This window comes from Arcanobacterium phocisimile, assembly GCF_016904675.1.
GTDB classification, from domain to species: domain Bacteria; phylum Actinomycetota; class Actinomycetes; order Actinomycetales; family Actinomycetaceae; genus Arcanobacterium; species Arcanobacterium phocisimile.
The window spans coordinates 1,439,263-1,460,027 of record NZ_CP070228.1; the positions used below are offsets into that span (position 1 = coordinate 1,439,263).

Here is a 20,765-nt window from a genome sequence, read left to right on the forward strand (position 1 = left end):
GTATTGCGCTGGTGTGTTGCTTACGAATTTACGCTATAGGTGCGGAATTTGCGGGAAACGAGCGTGAAAATCAGCGAGGCTATGACGACGGCGAGACCACCAACCCATACCGTTGTTGCTGCTCCCAGTGGCTCTGCCACCAATCCATGCACCACGTCAGCCAGGCGCGGACCGCCAGCCACGACGACAACAAAGACGCCTTGGAGTCGACCGCGTACATGATCGTCGGCAGCAACGAGGAGTATTCCTTGCCGGAATGCCGACGATGCCATATCTGCTATTCCTCCGATCGCGAGGCTCATGCAGGCGATTGACAGCATCGTACGCGACGAGCCGTGGGCGACACTACTGGCAATCCCCAAGGCCATAATTGATAATCCCCAAATAAGAACCGACCAGATGACTGCCAATCCATATTTTTTCACTCGGCCGATCCAGCCACTAAACAATCCTCCGATGAGCACACCCACCGGCATTGCTGCGTACAAGAACGCGAACTCGTATCCGCCTTGAGTCGGACCGCCGAAGTTGATGTGCGCTATTTCCGGGAACAGTGCACGCGGCATTCCGAAAATCATGGCGATCAGATCGATCACGAAGCTGCCGAGTACGATGGGGTGCCCGGCGAGATACTGCAAACCGTCGATTACCGAGCGCAGACCTGGTGAGCCTTGTGGTTTATCTACCGGGAGTGCTGGCAAACGGTAGACCGCATAATAGGTGGCCAACAGTGTCAGTGCATCGATCGCATATAGATAGCTGTAGCCAAGCAGTGGGATGAGTGCGCCGGCGATGAGCGGCCCCGCGATTGCACCGCCAGCAAAAACGGTCATATTTAGTGCTGAAGCTGCCGGAATATGCTCAGCTGGCACAATCTTCGGCAAGATTGCGGTGCGGGCTGGTTGGTTAACGGCAAAGCATGCTTGTTGGAGGGAGAAGATTGAGAGCAGGAGCCAGACGTTATTGATAGCTAGGGCTGCTTGGAGCCAGAATAGTATCGAGGTGAGAATAAGGCCGGAGGTAGTGAATTCAAGGAGTTTTCGCCGGTCCATATGATCGGCGAGCGTGCCGCCCCACAATCCGAAGACTATCAACGGCACGAGCCCAAAAATACCGGTCAACCCAACCATGGCTGAGGACGTCGTTAAATCATAGATTTGTGCCGGAACTGCGACGACGGTGAGTTGAGCACCAATAACAGTAATAATGTTAGCGATCCATAACCTGCGAAAGTCGGGGCTTTGGAGCGGTCGTGTATCGGCAAAATATTTGCGTAACCGAGCCACTGGTCTTCCTTCCTGTCATGTTTTTCTGCATGTTAATTGTGCGCGATGTTTCAGTTCAACTATCGCCCACAGTGACACTGTTGCAATGAACAGACATATCAAGTGCGGACCCGAGGTATCTTATACCTCGGGTCCGCATGGCGGAAAGTAAGGGTGTCTTAGGTAATACGATGTCCGCTTGAGTTAGCTGTTACTGCTTGCCTTTGAGAATCTCGCGAGCAATGTTGGCGGCTTCCGTTGGAGTCTTGCCGACGCGGACGCCAACTGCTTCCAGAGCTTCTTTCTTCGCAGCCGCAGTGCCGGCCGATCCGGAGACGATTGCACCGGCGTGACCCATCGTCTTTCCTTCTGGTGCGGTGAATCCGGCAACGTAACCGACAACTGGCTTCGTAACGTGTTCTTTGATGAAGGCAGCGGCGCGCTCTTCGGCGTCGCCACCGATTTCACCAATCATGACGATGAGTTCAGTTTCGGGATCAGCTTCGAAGGCTTTGAGCGCATCGATGTGGGTGGTGCCGATGATCGGATCGCCACCGATACCGATACAGGTGGTGAAGCCGATATCTGCGAGTTCGAACATCATCTGGTAGGTCAAAGTACCGGACTTTGATACCAGTCCGATTCTGCCTGGGCCAGTAATATCTGGTGGTGTGATGCCGACGTTGGACTGGCCTGGGGTAATAATGCCTGGGCAGTTTGGTCCAATTAACCGCACGCCTTTTTCTTGTGCGTAGCCGAAGAACTCGGCGCTGTCTTTGACTGGTACGCCTTCGGTGATGACGACGACGAGGTCAAGATCTGCGTCGACTGCTTCGATAACTGCTGCCTTGGTGAAGGCTGGCGGAACGAAGATCACCGAGACGTTCGCACCGGTTGCTTCTTTGGCTTCTGCCACTGTGCCGTAGACAGGCACAGAAACTGTGCCTGCGGTGCGTTTGTCAGCATCGATACCGATAGGTTCGACGTCGAACTCGACGCTAGTGCCGGCTTTACGCGGGTTGGTTCCGGCGACGATCTGGGTGCCTGCTCCGAGCATGCGGCGGGTGTGCTTTTGGCCTTCGGAGCCGGTCATACCTTGGACGATAATCTTGGAGTCTTTATTGAGGAAGATTGCCATGATTGGGTCTCACTTTCCGGCGAGCTGCGCAGCTTGTGCGGCAGCTCCGTCCATTGTTTTTTCCAGCGTCACGAGTGGATGGTTGGCTTCGGCGAGCATCTGGCGACCTTCGGCGACCTTGTTTCCGTCCAGTCGCACCACGATCGGTTTGCTAGCGGCATCGCCCAATATTTCGAGGGCGGCCACGATACCTTTGGCAACTTCGTCGCAGGAGGTAATGCCACCGAAGACGTTGACGAATACGGATTTGACGTCTGGATCGTTGAGGATGACATCCAAACCGTTAGACATCACTTCGGCGTTTGCGCCACCGCCGATGTCGAGGAAGTTTGCTGGGCCAACGCCGTATTGTTCGCCGGCGTAGGCGACGACGTCGAGTGTGGACATGACGAGTCCGGCACCGTTGCCGATAATGCCGACCTGTCCGCCGTCGAGTTTGACGTAGTTCAAGCCGAGGGACTTCGCGCGGGCTTCGAGTGGGTTCTCGGCGCGCTTATCGACCAGTTCAGCGTGGTGTGGGTGGCGGATACGGGCGTTGTCGTCAAGGGAGACTTTGCCGTCCAATGCGATGATTTCGCCTTGCGGAGTTTTCACGAGTGGATTGACTTCGACGAGGGTGGCATCTTCAGATGTGTAGGTATCCCAGAGTTTCAATAGGACGGGGACGATGGCGTCGTGTTCTGTTGGATCGAACTGTGCTTGGGTGAGGATATCGCGGGCGACGGCTTCGGTGATTCCTTCGTTCGGATCTACTGGGACCTTGGCGAGGGCTTGGGGGCGTTCGACGGCGAGCTGTTCGATATCGACGCCGCCTTCTTTGGAGCACATGGCTAGGTATCGACGTTCGGAGCGGTCGAGCAGAATCGAGAAGTAGTATTCTTCTGCGATATCTGATCCGGCTGCAATGAGCACGTGGTTGACCGTGTGGCCTTTAATATCCATGCCGAGGATAGCTTCAGCGTGGTCGCGTGCTTGGGCAACGGTGCGGGCTAGTTTGACACCTCCAGCTTTGCCTCGCCCACCGGTTTTCACTTGAGCTTTAACCACAACCAAATCGGTTTTCTCGAGGAGTTGTTGTGCTGCTTGTTCGGCTTCATCTGCTGTGCTCGCTACTATTCCAGGTAGTACTGGAACATCGTGCGCAGCGAAGAGTTCGCGGGCTTGGTATTCGTAGAGGTCCACGGATTGTCCTTCCGTTGTGGTCATATCCTAACGCCGATGTCTCAACATCGAGACATGTATATTAGCCTACCGGGTTTCACGGATTTCTGGTAGCTGATTGACTAGGTTTACTGGTTATCTTTCGAGCGCGCTGTGGCATCTTTTTCTGTTGACTCGGTTTTTGCAGGTGGCTCAGTTTCCCATCCTGTTCCGGGTTTGACGCCCCGAGCAGCAGAGAACTTTGTGGCGGTGACAGTAATGGTTTCTTTTATCAAGTCACCGTATGCGTTCGCACCTTCGATCGAGGTGTGGGTGGAATCTACTTGTAGTAACTCTGGCCGGTCTGCTGCCAACGAATACCAATCGACGAGTTCGACGTTGGGATATTCGTCAACGACTTGGGAGATGAGCTGGTTACTTTGTTCAACAAATGTTGATGGAGAGTAAATGTTGGCAATCAAGATCATGCGCTGCTGACCGAGTTGTTCAATGGCGTCGCGAATGAGGTCTGCGTTGTTCACCCCAGCGTTGGTTCCATAGTCGAGGACCACTACCCTGCCAAGCTTGTTTTCTTGTTCAGCTTGAGCGATCATGTCATGGGCTTGCGCCCACTGGGTTGATGGTTCTCCAATGGTGTTGACGCCAGGCATGGCATGCAACAGGCCTGTTCGTGAAGCTGACACCATAGAGTCACCAATGATGGTTACTTCGTAGGTGTTGGGGATGGTGGTGTCGAGTTCATCAGATAATGTGGTTGGCCGATCCTTGCGTGGGGTTCCGGCTGGTTTATTCGCTTCGCCTTGAGTGGTTTTCGCCTTTTCACTCGATTCTTTCACCGAGTCAGCTCCGGCGCCTTGTTCGCTTTGGCCAGCTTCGATCATTTCTTGGGTGCTGGTTTTCGCTGGCGCGAAAACCACTGTCGCCATGGTTACCACCGCTAATACACCAGCGAGCGCCATGATGCTTGTTGCACGCAGGTTTGCCGGTATCTGGGAGCGAATGACGAATATCGTAGCGCGATATCCGTGACGACGAACCGGTGTTTCGATGAATCGATACGATAGTTCAACGATGATGGCGGTGAGCACGACCGCAATGAGAGAGCGCACTGTTTGCGCCCAGCTGCCCACAGCGACTGGGTAGATAGCTGCGGCGAGGACGAGGATCGGCCAGTGCCACAGGTACAACCCGTAAGAACGCGACCCGACCCAGCGCAGCACCGAGATTTCACCGCACTGTGCCATAAACGAGTTCGGGTAGAGCATGTCGGCGATGACGAAAACGGTTGCGATCGAGGCGATGAGCATCCCGCCCATGTATGCCCATGGGCCGTTGTCCGGCATGATGAAGATGAAGATCCCGAGGGTGATTGCCGCGCTCCACCCGTAGAGCGCATGGAAGGATCGCCAATGGGCGGTGGTGAAGATTTGTGGACGAGCAGATGCCCAGAGGAATGCGAGCGTAATTCCAGCGCACAACCCGAAGATATGGGTGTCTGTGCCATAGTAGAGCCGCGTGTTGTTCTCACCCGAGTATAAAACGAGCATTAATAGTGATGATGCGAGCATCATGCTGAGCGAAATGGCGATTCGTATTCGCAGAGAATCAACCAATGCCAAAATCACGAGCATAAGCAGCGGCCAGAAAAGATAGAACTGTTCTTCGATGGCGAGCGACCAAAAATTTTTGAACAGCATCGGCGCTGTGCCATCAAAATAGCTTGTTCCATGGGCGATTTCGAGCCAGTTGGTAGAAAAGGTTAGCACGCCAAGAATTTGCCGACCAATGCCAACAATCAGGTCAGAGTTGACTGCCCAGGCGGTTGGCACAACGGTAATGATGAGGAGCAGCAGGGCCGGGACGAGACGCCGGGCACGACGCACCCAGAACTGCCCAAGGTTGATGAAATTATTTGTGCGATCTTCACGCAGCAACAAGGTGGTGATGAGGAAACCGGAGATGACGAAGAACATGTCGACGCCCAGGAAGCCGCCTTGGAAGATTCCTGGCCACACGTGGTATGCGATAACTGCGAGCACAGCGATTGCACGTAATCCATCTAATCCAGCTATGTAGCCACCACGATCAAAAAACGATGCCAGACGCGTGCTAGGACTATTCGCGGTTTGTTGCCTTGTGCGCCCATGGTCGCGCGAGCGGCCCTTAGCTTCCTCGCTAGCCGGGCGGGCTGAGCGAGTTGCCTGCGTGCGTGCCGACCGTGGTGTACGTAGTGAATAAGATGGATCGTTCATCGTGCTAGATCTTTTCTAGTGGTGCGAATCGGAGCATCAGGCGTTTTTCAGCTCCGCTCTCGAATCGGACTTTAGCGACCGTTGATTTTCCAGTGCCTTCAAAAGAGAGAACTTTTCCAACACCGAATTTTCCGTGCCGTACGCGATCGCCAACCGCAATCCCACCAGTGGTAAGCCCATCGGTTGCCGGAGCATCTGCTAGTTCTTGTTCTACTACTGGAGCTGGATCGTCGCCCAGGATCTTCCCCGGAGTAAACTTCCCGTTTCCACTGCCAATTACTGGAGCGAAATCGTCGTCATTACTACTCCAGCTGTTGCGCTTAGCGCCCCAACTGTTCCGGGCACTACCCCACGACGCATGACGTACCGTATCCATCGCTGATTCTTCTCGGCGCCACTCGATGATCTCTGCCGGTATTTCGTCTAAGAATCGCGAGCGCGGGAGTTCTTGCGGCGCACCCCATTGGGAGCGGGTGGCGGCGCGAGTGATGTAGAGCCGTTCGCGAGCACGTGTAAGTGCTACGTAGGCGAGGCGTCGTTCTTCTGCGAGTTCGGTTGGTGAGGAGAGCGAACGGATATGCGGGAAGGTGCCATCTTCGAAACCCGTGGCGAAAACGACTGGGAATTCTAGTCCTTTGGCCGTGTGGATGGTCATGAGGACGACTTCGCCTTCGTTATTATCGTCTTCGTCTGGGATTTGGTCTGAATCGGCGACGAGTGAGATCTGGTCGAGGAATTCAGCCAGTGTTCCCTCTTCGTTACGCACCCGGAAATCCGAGGCGACCGCGTGCAGTTCGGCGAGGTTTTCTACTCGTACTTCATCTTGCGGATCTTTGGATTCTTGCAGTGCCGCTAAATATCCTGAGGCGTCCATGACGACGTCGAGAATATCGGCAGGACTTTCCCCACTATCGGCTTGCTCGCGGGCTTTTTCGAGCATCTGAACAAAGGCAGCCATGGCGTTGCGGGCCCTGGCTTGAATTCCGACGACTTCGCTACGCCCTTGTTCAACAGCTAATTGCGGGTAGGCAACATCGGTGAGTGCTTGGCCGAAGGACATCTGATATTTTTCGGCATGTAACGCGACTGCGCCTTCGGCTTTCGCGCCCAGACCTCGCTTGGGTTCGTTGAGTACGCGGCGTATGGAAACCGTATCGTCCGGGTTAGCGACAGCATGGAGATAGGCTAACGCGTCCTTAATTTCTTTGCGCTCATAGAATCGTGTACCGCCAACCACTTTGTACGGGATACCGGAACGCACAAACATTTCTTCGATCGAACGTGACTGCGCATTCGCGCGATAGAACACCGCAATATCGCCATACTTGTATCCGTGCTTGGTGCGCACGTTATCTATTTCTTCGACGACGAAGGCGGATTCGTCGGATTCAGCATCCGCTACGTAGCCGACGAGTTTTGCGCCGTCTCCGGCTGCCGTCCACAGTTTCTTGGGCCGCCGACCTTGATTGTTGGCGATCAGCGAGTTTGCTGCCGTTAAAATATTTTGTGTGGAGCGGTAGTTTTGCTCCAGCAACACTGTGGTGGCGTTGGGGAAATCTTGTTCGAAATCTTCAATGTTACGGATAGTTGCTCCGCGGAAGGCGTAGATAGACTGATCTGCATCGCCAACGACGGTGAGTTCGCCGTGGAGCGGATCACTCTCATCCCCGATCAGTTCACGCACGAGCTGGTATTGTGCCGTGTTCGTATCTTGGTATTCGTCTACCAGGACGTGCCGGAATCGACGTCGATAATGTTCAGCAATCGCCGGATTATCGCGTAGCAACCCGACAGTAAGCATGATCAGATCGTCAAAATCGACGGCGTTAGCAGCGCGTAACCGGCGCTGGTAGCCGGCATACGCATCGGCAATCATCTGATCGTCACGATCTACAGCCTGCTCTTTCGCCTGTCCAACTGTCACCATCGCATTTTTCAAATCCGACACTTTACGGCTCAATGTTTTCGGCGGAAACGCCTTAATATCAATGTTTTCTTCTTGAGCAACAATCTTCATCAACCGCGCCGAATCCGCAGCGTCATAAATAGTAAACGACGAACGCATCCCTAAGGCCTGATGCTCAGTACGCAAAATCCGCACACACGCGGAGTGGAAGGTAGAAATCCACATGCGCACCGCCGTCGGCCCTAATAAGGATTCGAGACGCTCGCGCATTTCTTTCGCAGCCTTGTTCGTGAAGGTAATCGCAAGAACCTCACTCGGACGCACATGCCCGGTCGCAATGAGGTAGGCAATACGCGTCGTCAACACACGCGTTTTTCCTGAACCTGCACCTGCCACAACCAGCATATGCCCACCGGTGTGCATCACCGCTTGACGCTGCTGCGGGTTCAGCCCCTCAACAAGCTGACCTACCCGTTCCTCGGCCATCTCGCGTGCCGGCGAACCGCTAGCCGGCGCATACGCCGACAACGATTCGGGCCGACTTGCCGAGGCCTGAGCCTGCGCAATTCGAGCCTTTAACCTATCCATTGCTGAAACAAATGCATCATCTTTACTCATAACACCTCTAGCCTAAAGGACACCTCCCACACATTTTGCGAAGCACACCGAAAAGTGAGCGAACTGTGTCCGGGAAAAACGCGATTTCCACGAACGCTTGGCCTATCCCCAAGGGCCATATTTTAGGCTAGCAACATGAATGAACAACAAGCGTCAACGCTCGTCCACCACACCTGGTATGCCTACGCATACCTCGCATCCAACGCTTTCTCAATTCTCGGCAACTCACTCATGGCAGTCGTGTTGCCTGTTCTCATCATCTCCCGGCTAGGTTCCCCAACTTGGGCAGGTGTCGTTGCCGTAGCCACCACCAGCGCTCAAATGTTTGCCGGATTTTTAGGCGGAGCATTAACCGATCGCGTCAACCGCAGAAACCTCAGCCTGACCGCTGACCTGTTATCCACACTCTCCGTTATCAGTCTCTTCCTCGTCGATTGGTTCACAATGACCAGCGTGCTATGGTTCATCGTCCTCGGAACCATCGGAGCGTTCGCCGACATGCCCGGACAAACAGCCCGGCAAGCCCTCGGACCACAGGTGGCGACGTCGTCGTCGATAACCTACGAAAAAATCACCGGATACTTCCAAACCCTACAAGGCGGCGCACTGATCATCGGACCCGTGCTCGCCGGCGTCTTCCTCCTGCTACCGAATCCAGCCTGGGCGCTTATCCTTGCCGGTTCGTGCTCATTCCTTGCCGCGTTCACCACAGCCTTAATGCCCCACACTATAGGAGAATACCGACGCGAAGAACACAGCCCAAGCGTCATTCACCAAACCACACACGCGATCAGCTTGATCCGCCACACCCCGCTACTACGATTCGCCCTCACTTTCGCAGTCGGCATCAACGTATTGCACACCATCACCCAAAGCTTCGTGCTGCCAACACACTATGCGCTGACTGGGCAGGCCAACCGAGTGGGATGGATCATTGCGCTGATGGGAGTCGGAATGATCATCGGTGGGCTCATCTTCGGGCTATTATCAGCAAAGCTTGCACGCTCAACACTGTTCCTTACCGCAACATGCCTCAGCCTCATCGGCGCGATCTTAGTATTGAGCCTGTGGGACCTATCTGCAGTACTCAACGGCGCAGCTATCCTCGGCGTCGGCTTCGCGATCATCAACGCCAGCGCAACAATCGCCGCCATGGACTCCCTTCCCGAAGGAAACCGCGGCGCAGTCATGGGAATTATCCTGACCCTCATACTAACGGCCTACCCACTCGGGTTCGGACTTGCCACCTTGTTATACACATACAGCGGTCTAGGCGCAGTTAGACTTGTGTTAGCTGGTGGATTTACCAGCATCACCCTCTGGGCATTAGTGTCCAAACGCAGTCACACGCTCAACGCCATCACAGCACAAGTAGCCACACCACGGTCAGAAACCAGCCCGCCGTCGGAAACCACACCGGGAGCCCACGATGCACTTCCACTCACATGAGATAACCTCGCTCACCGCAGCCTCCCGCAAAGCCCTACGACTCTACGAAGACCGCGGACTGCTGACCGCAATTGGCCGCGACTCCAACGGGTGGCGAATCTACACCGCAGAACACCTCCTACGAGTAGCCACCATCAAATTCCTCCAAGAATCCGGACTGACACTAGATGATATTGCAACCGTCTTAGCCGACAGTCAAACATCACAGCCATGGGAACTCGCCGAACAACGCCTCAAAGCGCGTATCGCAGAGGCTCAAGAAAAACTGGCTGTCTTGCACGAGCTGAAAAACATGCGCATCCACGATACCGACCTACCACTCTATGCGCCTGACGTCAGCGCACTCATTAACATGATGATCGCCCGCCGATACCCGGCACAAATGGCTCACCGCAGCGGACGAATACTACAGTTCCTGAAAATAACACTGGCGCCGGCACAATGGCAGACGATCCGCCAACTCGCTGAACAAGAAATCACCAATATTGACGATGACGTCATTGTTCTCGCCCAAGAATTCCTTGATTTGGCAGACCTTCCAGCTGATTCTGAGCAGGTAGGGACCTGGCGCGACAAGGCACTTGCTTATGTGCAAACCCATCCCGGAACAGTCCACACCGATTTCATCTCGTTGGGTGTCGAACAAACCATGGATGCCACACTGACCGACCTATGGACCGACGGGCTCTCCCCAGCGCAACTGCGTGCGAGCGCAATATTTGACTAAATCCTCTGAAAAAGCTTTGCCCCTTGTGTGCATAAGACACTGTCTGTGCACACAGTTTGCATATTCGTGCATTTAGCCGGAAAAACTCAGGTTTTCGAGCAAAAATGCAAACCGTATGCACGCTGGTTAAGCAAACGAGCTTTTATAGCGTATCCAACGACGTCCCGTTCGTTTCCTTTGCGAACATATAGATAAGGCCAGCTACAAGCAGCAGGGCCGCAAACAGGATAAATGCCGGTACGACGGCGTTTAACGTCACATCTTGTTTGACCGCGCTCCCGCCGATCAAAAGCCCCATTACTAGTGGACCGAAAATCTTCGCTGACGCACCGATTCCATACCCCAGGCCCAAACCAGTAGCCCGCACGTGGTTCGGGAACTGTTCGGCACCGAAAGCGTTGAGGATGCCGAACGCACCATCACCGAACGCCATCGCTATCACAATCCCACCAAAGAACACTATCCACGAGCCGTCAGTGCCTAAAGACGCCGACCACGCCACAAGCAATGCCCCGATTGCCCCCAGCACGCCACACATCAGTAGCGTCGGGCGCCGCCCGATTTTGTCGGCAAGCCAGGCTACCCCTAACCGTCCCAGCAAGTCAGCAAGGGAGACAAACATGAATAAGGTGGCCACCGTTGTAGTTGGTAAAAGATAACCCTCGTGAAGTAACGTCTGCCCCCAGGACTGGATCGTCGCTGAACCCAAAACAAAGCTGAACGTGCCGGCAGCGACAATGAAGAGCGAACGCCAGTGGTGGCGAAAAACCGTGCGATACGAGGCAGATTGCGTTTCGTTCGACGACGACGGAAGCACACCTACGCCACCAGCGGGCAGTTCGAGCGCCCAGGCTAAGGCTTTTCGAGCCTGATCGGGCCGGCCGTGAACCAGGAGAAACCGCGGAGACTCTGGAACTGTGTGCAGCCAGAAAAGTAAGAGGATGGGCAACGCGCCCAGAGTAATCAGCCCACGCCAGTTGTCACCAAACCCCCACTGCGCAAGCGCGCCTAAAAACAAGCCAAGCGGGATGAAAACTGAGGCAAGCCCGGAAAGCAGACCGCGTTGCTTAGCTGGAACAAATTCTTGGACATAAGGAATCGAGACGATGTTCAAGCCGCCGACGCCGATTCCCACGAGCACTCGCAAAACCGCGAGGATGATCCAGCCACGATCCGGAGTGAAAACCGACGCCAAGGTAAAAACGCTGAACATCAAAACGCACCAGAAGAAGGCGCGTTTACGACCGATACTATCTGCTAACCGACCCCATATGATCGCGCCCATCACGGTACCTAACCCGGAGCATGCGAGAATGACGCCTGCTTCCATGCCGGTAAGCTGCCACGGGCCGGTGAGGAGGGAGACGACGAAGCCGATGAGGAACATGTCAAAAAACTCCGCGATGTTACCGGCAATCACTAGGCCGATGAGGGACTTTTGATGGTGTGTGAGTGGGCGCGAATCTATTTGTTGGAGGGCGGTCGGGAGAGATTGTGAGGGCGTCATGGCTCTAGGGTATCAAGGCACAGATTCGGTTATGGAGTCAGTGGTTATCAACTCACCGGCTGCGGATTCACTCCTTATAAACTCGTTCTCAGCGAAATCTCAGACAATTTCTCCGAACGCCTACTAGACTAAATACTGCAGGTTTCAACTATTTTTATCGGAGGTAATCGTTATGACTCATCGTCCTACTCCACCGGCGTCCTCAGCTCAGCCGACCGGCTCAACAATGTATAACGGAGCTCCTGCCGACTCCGATCGCAACTCGCTCTCGCAAGGAAATCTTGGCCCGCTCTTACTCCACGATGTCCAGCTCGTCGACACGCTTGCACATTTCAATCGCGAATCGGTACCTGAGCGTCGCCCGCACGCCAAGGGCGCAGGTGCGTTCGGCACGTTCACCGTTACGCAGGACGTGTCCAAGTGGACCAAAGCTGATTTCCTTCAACCGGGTAAAACCACTCGCACACTGACACGTTTCTCTACAGTCGCTGGCGAAATGGGTTCACCCGATACGTGGCGTGACGTTCGCGGCTTTTCCACCCGCTTCTACACCGAAGAAGGCAACTTCGATCTCGTTGGCAATAACACTCCGGTATTCTTTATCCGCGACCCGATGAAGTTCCCACACTTCATTCATTCGCAAAAGCGCCTCGCCTCCAACGGTTTACGTGATAACAACATGCAGTGGGATTTTTGGACGCTCAACCCAGAAAGTGCCCACCAAGTCTCTTATCTCATGGGACCGCGAGGGTTACCGAAGTCGTGGCGTACAATGAACGGCTACTCTTCCCACACCTATATGTGGATCAATGCTTCCGGTGAACGTTTCTGGGTTAAATACCATTTCATTTCTGAGCAAGGTGTGGAAAACCTATCCAATGCCGAAGCTGAAACGCTAGCCGGCAAGGACGCAGAATATCACCGCCGCGACCTGTGGAATGCGATCGCCGAAGGTAACTTCCCATCATGGAAGCTGTCCGTTCAAGTCATGCCTTATGAAGAAGCCAAGACCTACCGGATCAACCCGTTCGATTTGACCAAGGTGTGGCCGCACGCAGACTACCCGCTGCATGAGGTGGGTGTGTTGACGTTGAACGAAAATCCGGAGAACTACTTCGCGCAGATCGAGCAGGCCGCATTCGCGCCGTCGAACTATGTGCCCGGAACTGGCTTCTCGCCAGATAAAATGCTGTTGGGTCGCGTCTTTGCCTACGCCGATGCGCAACGCTACCGGATCGGACCAAACTACGACCAGCTCCCCGTCAATCAGCCTGTTCCCGAGGTTACTACCTACAAGCAGGACGGACCAATGAGCTACCACCATCATGGTTCGGCTCCAACCTATGCCCCGAACTCCATGGGTAAGCCGTTCTCTGATTTTGAAGGACGAGTTGAAGATGGCTGGGAAGCTGACGGAGAGATGATTCGCGCAGCTTATGAGCTTCGCGAAGACGACGACGATTTCAGCCAAGCCCATGATCTGGTCCGTAACGTCTACACCGAGCAAGAGCGCGACGAGCTTGTCAATACCTTGGTTGGAGCAACTGAAGGTACCAACGACGAAGTCTTCGAGCGCGTCATTTGGTACTGGACCAACATTGACGAAGAGGTTGGCACAAAACTACGTGAACGAGCTAATCGCTAGATCGGTTGAAATTCTCATTAACGTTGTTTCGTTGCTGGGTTATTGAAAGCAGAGCTCCTCGAAACGAGGGGCTCTGCTTTTCCGATGCTCTGCACCACCCGTTCAGGCCGTTTAGCCTAGCTTGTCACAGCAGGTGACATGAGACGTTGATCGAGAATCGCGCTCATTGCCGAGTTGATTCAGGCACGTTGCTTATTGGGGCCATAGGAATACCTTTGCCGCTAGCAAACATCGTTCCGAGCCTGCCTTAGTATGCCTTCACTGCAAGATGCACGCGGCTTGACACACTATCTTCTATCAGTTCGCGATACAATAAAGAGACTTCCCGGCATTTGGGACCCTGATCCGCTTGGGCGGAGGAAGTCAGAAGGAAACCATTGACTGTTGAACTAGTGGTTTTATGCAATGAGGCCGGCCAGGCTATTGGTACTGCACCGAAACAAGACGTACACACTACTCACACACCGTTACACAAAGCATTTTCGTGCTACATTTTCGATCCTGACGGTCATGTTTTACTCACTCGCAGAGCACTGTCTAAACTGACGTGGCCCGGGGTATGGACCAACAGCGTATGCGGCCATCCTGGCGTCGGAGAGTCTGATCGCGACGCTATTGACCGTCGCGCGGCACAAGAACTCGGGATAACCGGAATACCTAAATCAGCCCTTACCCCCATCCTTCCGGATTTTTCTTACCTGGCTGAAGACTCCTCTGGTGTGCAAGAAAATGAAGTGTGCCCAGTCTATGCAGCATTTCTGCCTCACCGATTGGAGCTTGATCTCATCCCTGCGGAGGTTATGGATGCGGCCTGGCATCCATTTTCTGAGTTGCAACAAGCGACAGCCTGCACCCCCTTCGCATTCAGCCCCTGGATGGTCAAGCAACTAAGTAAATGGCCCAAAAACTTCTCTGTTCCATCACTTCCTGGAGGTAGCGCATGACTCCGGATCGTTCCGATCTGCAACCAGATCCACGATACACTTCACAACTTCCGCCGCAGTTAGCGCCTTTGGTCGAGCCTGCACGAAAAGTCTTGCAGGAACTTTTCGACGAACGGATTTCGCAAGCCCCCAGCCCCGCCTATCGAGAACTATGGGTGTCGTTGCGAGATGCCACCCACGGAGGAAAACTAGTGCGTCCGCTACTGGTGATGATCGCTGCGACTGGTGGAGATTTGACTGCGCACCCACGCCGGACTCAACAGGCAGCTTTTGCCGGGGCGGCGTTCGAGCTACTACATAGCGGATTTTTGATCCATGACGACATTATGGATCGTGACCTAATCAGACGCGGTACCCCCACCGTGGCTGCACATTTCCGGACGTTAGCCCGTTCTGCGGGCAGCTCTGATTGTGACCATCAGGGGGACGCTACTGCGATCATCGTAGGCGATCTGGCCTTAACCGGGGCGTACCAACTTTTGGCTCGATGCGAAGACAAAACTGTAGATCTTATTGCGGTCACAGACCAGGCCATCCGGTTAACCGCAGAGGGCCAGTTACTTGATATTTCAGCTGACACGATTCACCATGCCACGACCGGTGACGTGCTGAATGTGGCGTATTTGAAAACCAGCGCATACTCTTTCGTGGCTCCCCTCCAGTGCGGAATGATCATTGCGGAATGGGCCCAGTCCCCTACTCATCATGTAACTGAAGGCGGCAGAAAGTTAGGGATAGCGTTTCAGCTTTATGATGATATCTTGGGCGTGGCCGGAGATATCGAGGTTAGTGGTAAGTCTAAAGATTCTGACCTCTTGGGCCGCAAACATACACTGATTACTCGCTTTGCTGCTCAGCACCCAGATTGGGCACAAATCTGGGAGAACCTCAAAGATGGGGAAGACCAAGCCGTTTTGTCTCACGCCCGTGAAGTTTTGGCTCAGACTGACGCGATTGCGTCCACTAGCCAGATTGCCGAAGATCTCCACGCGCAAGCATGCCAAGATTTCGAGGCAGAGGGTGTGCCCGAGGCGGTCAGTGAGCGCTTAATCCTGCTAGCACAGTGGCTGGAAGGACGCAGGAAATGAGAACCTTTTCGTACGATAATTTGGGGACTTCCCCAGCTAACTACTTACGTGCTGCCCACCGGGCCGCCAACCAGGTAATTACACAGTACTCTACCTCGTTTGGCTTAGCGGTGACGCTACTGAAAGAACCAGTACGGACGGATGTGCGAAACATTTATGCTATGGTTCGGGTGGCTGATGAGATTGTCGACGGCGCATGCGCCGGTATTCCCCATTCTCAGATAGCACAAATTTTAGATGACTATGAGGCCAGAGTATTCACCGCGTGCGAGCTGGGTTTCTCCAGTGACCTGATTTTGCACGCGTTTGCTGAAACCGCGAACCGTTGCCGCATCGATCACGAATCTATTACCGCTTTCTTTAACTCTATGCGCTCCGACTTGACGGTTGATCAACACGACGGGGACTCTCTCGAAACCTACGTGTATGGTTCGGCTGAGGTGGTGGGCTTGATGTGCTTGCGAACTTTCTTGGCATCGGTGCCGGATCCGGAAGCTGCTTGGGCAGAGCTATCTCCCGGAGCGAAACGTTTGGGCGCAGCTTTCCAGAAAGTCAACTTTTTACGTGATATTGCTGCTGACAGTGGGGATTTGGGGCGTACCTATTTCCCCGGCGTCACCCCACAGACGTTAGATGAAAAGACCAAGATACGTTTGGTGGATGAGATCGACGCTGACCTTGCCGCAGCAGCAGATGTTATCCCTCGCCTACCAGATTCCTCCCGTTTAGCGGTGCGTCTGGTTCACGATCTGTTCGCTGAACTTAATCGGCGAATTCGTTTAACGCCCGCAAGCCGCCTGGCTCACACTCGCGTGCGGGTTCCCAATCAATACAAGGCTTGGTTGCTGACGCAGGCGTCTGCTACCGAGTTTTCCCCTCAGTTCACTCAAGATTTATTCCGTCGAATGAGAGCAGGCCAAGATGCGTAGCACGAGATATCCCCATGTCACCAAGAAACCTTCACCTTCTACTAAAGGCGCAACCGCCCAGCCCCGCGCGGTGGTGATCGGGGGTGGAATTGCTGGAATCGCGACCGCTGGATTGCTGGCGCGTGACGGCTACGCAGTGGATTTACTCGAGCAAAACCCACATGTGGGCGGGCGTGTAGATCAACTCAAACTTGATGGCTTCACCTTCGATTTGGGTCCTACCTGGTATTTGATGCCAGAAGTGTTTGAGCACTACTTTGCTTTGCTGGGTGCCGATATTAATGACTACTTAAAACTAGAAAAGCTCGACCCCGCATATCGCTTGTATCTTCCAGATGGGCAGAGCTTGGATGTACGTTCTGGTGTGGAAAACGCGAAGCAGCTTTTTGAGTCTCGTGAGCCTGGCAGTGGCGAGCGCTTGGAGCGGCATTTGGCCTCCGCAGAGCACACATACGAGTTGGCACTAAGAAACTTCTTGTACACTAATTTCCAGTCAGTACTACCGTGGTTGAATCCAGATATTTTAACGGGTATTCCTCGTTTGCTTACCCTGCTGACGCAGTCTTTGGAGGCGCAGGCTAAAACCGTGGCAGATGATCCGGTTTTGCAACAGCTTTTGACGTTCCATGCGGTGTTTTTGTCTGCTGCTCCGGACATGGTTCCTTCCATGTACCATCTGATGACGCACTTGGATTTAGGGGATGGAGTGCTCTACCCCAAAGGTGGTTTGCGTGCCCTCGTTTCCGCTATGGAAGAGCGCGTGCGGGAATTGGGAGTGCAGATACATACCAACACCACCGCTACTAAGATTTCGACGACGCCGGGTGGCCGCGGGCTCACGAAAGCCACAGTTTCTGGGGTGGAAGCGATTGGCCCGACGGGTGCGCTCAGTTTCCCTGCCGACGTCGTGGTTGGCGCCGGTGACCTGTGGGGGATTGAAACCAAGCTGCTACCCGAAAACTTGCAGAGCTATCCGCAGTCGTATTGGGAGAAAAGCACCGACGGAATTGGCACTGTGCTCGCTACCTTAGGAGTTTCGGGTGAGCTGCCGCAGTTGGCGCATCATTCCTTCTTCTTCACTTCGGATTGGAAGGCGAACTTTAAGGCTATCTTCGAAGGCAACCAGACGATCCCGAACCCTGCCTCAACCTACGTTTGCCGGGCTAGTGCTTCCGATTCTGCAGTTGCCCCTGAGGGGCATGAGGCTCTGTTCTTACTGATACCGGTAACTGCTGACCCGCAGATCGGGGCCGGTTCTTTGACTCGGACTACAGGGTATGTCGGTCCCGAGGCTACCTCCGTTAACCAGTCTGAGATGACTGATGAGGCGATCAGTCGGGCAGGAGATTCTCAGGTCGAAACCGCGGTAGATAACGCGATTGCGCAGATTTCCCAGTGGGCTAATATCCCTGACTTGGCAGAGCGAATCGTTTTACGTCGCACTATTGGCCCAGCTGACCATTTGGCACTGTATGGTTCGTTCCATGGCAACGCCCTTGGCCAGGCACATACGTTAGGGCAGTCAGCTTTCTTGCGGGCTCGCAGCGCTTCCCAGAAGATCGACGGTCTGGTTTATGCGGGTCAAACCACGGCCCCCGGAATCGGGGTTCCGATGGCGTTGATTAGCGCCGAGAACGTCTTGAAGCGGCTGCACGGTGACACTAGTGTTGGGCCTGTTCCCGAGCCTAAAGATGCACCGCGCAGATCACGACTTGATCCCTCAGTGGCGGAATAATGGACATCACCCGGTTCTGGTATTTGGGCAGTATCTTGGTTAGTTTTGCCGGTCTGGGTTTCTTGGACTGGCGGCACGGCATAACTGCTGGCACTCAGCGTTCCAAGGTACTACTGGCAATATTGTCCGCTACCGCTTGGCTTTTGTTTTGGGATGTGGCAGGCATCTGGTTCGGGATTTTCTTTAAAGGCTCAGGGCCGTGGCAAATCGGACTGTTTATTGCCCCGGAAATTCCAGTAGAGGAACTAGTTTTCTTACTGTTCTTGAACTACCTAACCTTGCTAGTGTTCCTGGTAGCACGAAAGTATCGCGAGCGCTTACCGTTGGCGAAAATTTCTGGCACCATTGTGGTTGTTTTGATACTGAACTTAGTGCTCAGTTCGCAACCTCGCCTATATCTTGAGGCATACACCTATATGCTTGTGAACCTGGTGTTTTTGTTGCCACTGTTCTTCTGGTTCTATCGTGTTAACCGACAAAACCGGTTGCCGGTAGATTCTATTCTGTTTACTTTGGCTATAGTCAGTCTTTTGACAGCCGTCTTCGATCCGCTACTCATCTATAACCAGATAGTGGGCTACCATTGGTCACGCACCAGCGGACTTTTGCTGTGGCTCGCTCCGTTGGAAGATTTCGCGTATCCGCTAGCTGGCACAATCCTCATCTCTCTCATCCTCGACCATAAGGAATGGCGTCATGAAATCACTTCCTAACAGTGCGAACCCCAGCCTTTGGTGGGTACTTTTTGAGACTTCGCGTCCCTTATCGTGGATCAACACAGCTTACCCATTCGCGATTGCTTACGGACTGCAAAGCAGTCGAATTGACTGGTATTTAATTCTAGGCACCCTGTTTTTCTTGATTCCCTACAACCTGTTCATGTACGGAGTCAATGATGTTTTTGACTATGAATCAGACCTACAAAATCCACGTAAAGGCGGAGTCGAGGGAGCTCTGGTTGCGCGGCGATTCCACCAGCAGATTCTGTGGGCGGTGGTGATCACAACTACCATTCCGACGCTGATTTTATTGTTTGGAGCAAGCATCTGGACGGGCCTGGTATTGCTCTATGTGCTGTTTATGGTGGCAGCCTATTCCGCCAAATATTTACGGTTCAAAGAGGTTCCTTTCCTAGATTCATTTACGTCTTCTACACATTTTGTGGGCCCCGCGGTGGTGGGGTTGCTTGCGGCAGCTAGCCGCTACCCCGATGTTCAGATTTCGGAAGCTAGTTGGCTGGGAATTGCCGCTTTCTTCTTGTGGGGAATGGCTTCGCAGGCTTTCGGGGCGGTTCAGGACGTCATTCCGGACCGGCAGGGATCAATTCGTTCCATTGCTACCCAGATCGGTGCTGCTCATACGGTGCGCACAGCCATCGCGTTGTATCTGCTTTCCGCTGCGCTTTTGGTTCTCCGTGGTGGCGCCGGCTTGTGGGTCTGCCCGCTCGTGCTGGTCTATGCGCTAAATATCCTGCCATGGGTCAGTGTTAGTGATGCTCAGTCTGGGCGCACACATAGCGGTTGGGTCCGGTTCTTGTGGCTGAACTATGTGGTGGGGTTTTTACTAACTCTGGTTATTATTTCTGCGGTTCAGGGATGGATCGCAGGCTGAAGTCCCCTCTGAGCACCAAGCAGTATCCGCCATCTAAGAATATGCCCTGTTTGCGCTCGTTGCACAAGCTCCGGTAGGCCGTGTAGCATGCGATAAACTGTCGATATCGCCGTCGTCGATAGCAGCATGAACGTCACCATGATTTGGTAAGGCTTATATTCGATTGCTTACAAGAGTATGGGAACCCGAAGGGTTGCAAATATTGGGTGTTCTATCTGAAAACAAACTCCAGAATATAGCTCACAATGATGAGCCGAATGATTGTCCAGACAGCGAATACGACCATCTCGTTTCCCCCCCCTGGTTTTTACTAGCAAGAGAAAAGAGTCATCCACATAATGGTGACACCCTAGCGTTTCATTTACCCAATATTGTTTTCAGCGATGCAAACTATTGCGAAAGCAATTAATGCGATTGTTTCGAGCATACCGTGTCTCCAGAGCTATGTGTTTCACCTGTTGCTCTTGACAACTTACTTTTAGAGATGGCCTAAAAGGCTGAAACTCAGGACGTCACCCTGTGCCTTGCAGGCCGCAGGGATCGCGCCCATTAGAACCCGGTCACATACAATAACTTAATATACGGAACAACCACGAAAACAATCCGGAACACACCGCAAAAATCAAAAAGGTCGTCTGCAACCGCCGAAGCAATCAGCGACTTTCAACGGAACATCAGCGGATGCAACGCAATCTATGAGAGAGACTTGTAAAGTTGCTATGAGATGAGGACTTCAAGCTCCAGTAGCATCAGCTCTTCTCGCGTTAAGCCAAACAGTTTACTCTGTTGT

15 protein-coding genes are annotated in these 20,765 nt (G+C 53.7%); 9 read left to right on the plus strand and 6 right to left on the minus strand.

The window, feature by feature from the left end; genetic code table 11:
• Positions 1–20: 20 nt before the first annotated feature.
• The 5 genes from JTE88_RS06510 to pcrA form a co-directional block, all read right to left on the minus strand.
• The gene (locus JTE88_RS06510) at positions 21–1,286 is read right to left on the minus strand and encodes an MFS transporter (protein ID WP_204423735.1); all 1,266 of its coding nucleotides are present in this window, start codon (positions 1,284–1,286) and stop codon (positions 21–23) included.
• 190 nt (positions 1,287–1,476) lie between these two features.
• The gene (gene sucD, locus JTE88_RS06515; protein ID WP_204423737.1) at positions 1,477–2,403 is read right to left on the minus strand and encodes a succinate--CoA ligase subunit alpha; all 927 of its coding nucleotides are present in this window, start codon (positions 2,401–2,403) and stop codon (positions 1,477–1,479) included.
• A 9-nt stretch (positions 2,404–2,412) separates the two neighbouring features.
• Positions 2,413–3,585 carry an ADP-forming succinate--CoA ligase subunit beta gene (sucC, locus tag JTE88_RS06520; protein WP_204423738.1) on the minus strand — a complete coding sequence of 391 codons (1,173 nt, stop codon included), beginning with the start codon at positions 3,583–3,585 and terminating at the stop codon, positions 2,413–2,415.
• 107 nt (positions 3,586–3,692) lie between these two features.
• Positions 3,693–5,816, minus strand: coding sequence for an acyltransferase family protein (locus tag JTE88_RS06525; RefSeq protein WP_204423740.1), 2,124 nt, complete (start codon positions 5,814–5,816; stop codon positions 3,693–3,695).
• Between the two features lie 4 nt (positions 5,817–5,820).
• A complete protein-coding gene (pcrA, locus tag JTE88_RS06530) occupies positions 5,821–8,340 on the minus strand; it encodes a DNA helicase PcrA (protein WP_204423742.1) in 2,520 nt (839 codons plus the stop codon).
• A 135-nt stretch (positions 8,341–8,475) separates the two neighbouring features.
• Here pcrA and JTE88_RS06535 point away from each other — a divergent pair, with 135 nt between their 5' ends.
• Both JTE88_RS06535 and JTE88_RS06540 read left to right on the plus strand, forming a co-directional pair.
• Positions 8,476–9,789 carry an MFS transporter gene (locus tag JTE88_RS06535; RefSeq protein ID WP_204423744.1) on the plus strand — a complete coding sequence of 438 codons (1,314 nt, stop codon included), beginning with the start codon at positions 8,476–8,478 and terminating at the stop codon, positions 9,787–9,789.
• Positions 9,770–10,516, plus strand: a complete 747-nt coding sequence (locus tag JTE88_RS06540) for a MerR family transcriptional regulator (RefSeq protein ID WP_204423746.1) — start codon at positions 9,770–9,772, stop codon at positions 10,514–10,516. The genes JTE88_RS06535 and JTE88_RS06540 overlap by 20 nt, the downstream gene beginning before the upstream one ends.
• 142 nt (positions 10,517–10,658) lie before the next feature.
• On the opposite strand, the gene JTE88_RS06545 is transcribed toward JTE88_RS06540, so the two are convergent.
• Positions 10,659–12,023 (minus strand): MFS transporter, encoded by a 1,365-nt coding sequence (locus tag JTE88_RS06545; RefSeq protein WP_204423747.1) that lies wholly within the window; start codon positions 12,021–12,023, stop codon positions 10,659–10,661.
• A gap of 172 nt (positions 12,024–12,195) precedes the next feature.
• Between JTE88_RS06545 and JTE88_RS06550 the strand changes: the two genes are divergently transcribed.
• From JTE88_RS06550 to JTE88_RS06580, 7 genes are all read left to right on the plus strand, one after another.
• Entirely contained in the window at positions 12,196–13,668 is a 1,473-nt protein-coding gene (locus tag JTE88_RS06550; RefSeq protein ID WP_204423749.1) for a catalase, read from the plus strand.
• Positions 13,669–14,045: 377 nt separating this feature from the next.
• Positions 14,046–14,612, plus strand: coding sequence for an isopentenyl-diphosphate Delta-isomerase (idi, locus tag JTE88_RS06555; RefSeq protein WP_204423751.1), 567 nt, complete (start codon positions 14,046–14,048; stop codon positions 14,610–14,612).
• Positions 14,609–15,700 (plus strand): polyprenyl synthetase family protein, encoded by a 1,092-nt coding sequence (locus JTE88_RS06560; protein ID WP_204423752.1) that lies wholly within the window; start codon positions 14,609–14,611, stop codon positions 15,698–15,700. Before idi ends, JTE88_RS06560 begins: the two co-directional genes overlap by 4 nt.
• On the plus strand, positions 15,697–16,629 hold the full coding sequence (locus JTE88_RS06565; protein WP_204423754.1) for a phytoene/squalene synthase family protein: 933 nt from the start codon (positions 15,697–15,699) through the stop codon (positions 16,627–16,629). The genes JTE88_RS06560 and JTE88_RS06565 overlap by 4 nt, the downstream gene beginning before the upstream one ends.
• Entirely contained in the window at positions 16,622–18,364 is a 1,743-nt protein-coding gene (gene crtI, locus JTE88_RS06570; RefSeq protein WP_204423756.1) for a phytoene desaturase family protein, read from the plus strand. Before JTE88_RS06565 ends, crtI begins: the two co-directional genes overlap by 8 nt.
• Complete coding sequence (locus JTE88_RS06575; RefSeq protein ID WP_204423758.1) at positions 18,364–19,077, plus strand: lycopene cyclase domain-containing protein; 714 nt, start codon at positions 18,364–18,366, stop codon at positions 19,075–19,077. Before crtI ends, JTE88_RS06575 begins: the two co-directional genes overlap by 1 nt.
• Positions 19,061–19,975, plus strand: coding sequence for a prenyltransferase (locus JTE88_RS06580; protein WP_204423760.1), 915 nt, complete (start codon positions 19,061–19,063; stop codon positions 19,973–19,975). Before JTE88_RS06575 ends, JTE88_RS06580 begins: the two co-directional genes overlap by 17 nt.
• Positions 19,976–20,765 lie beyond the last annotated feature (790 nt).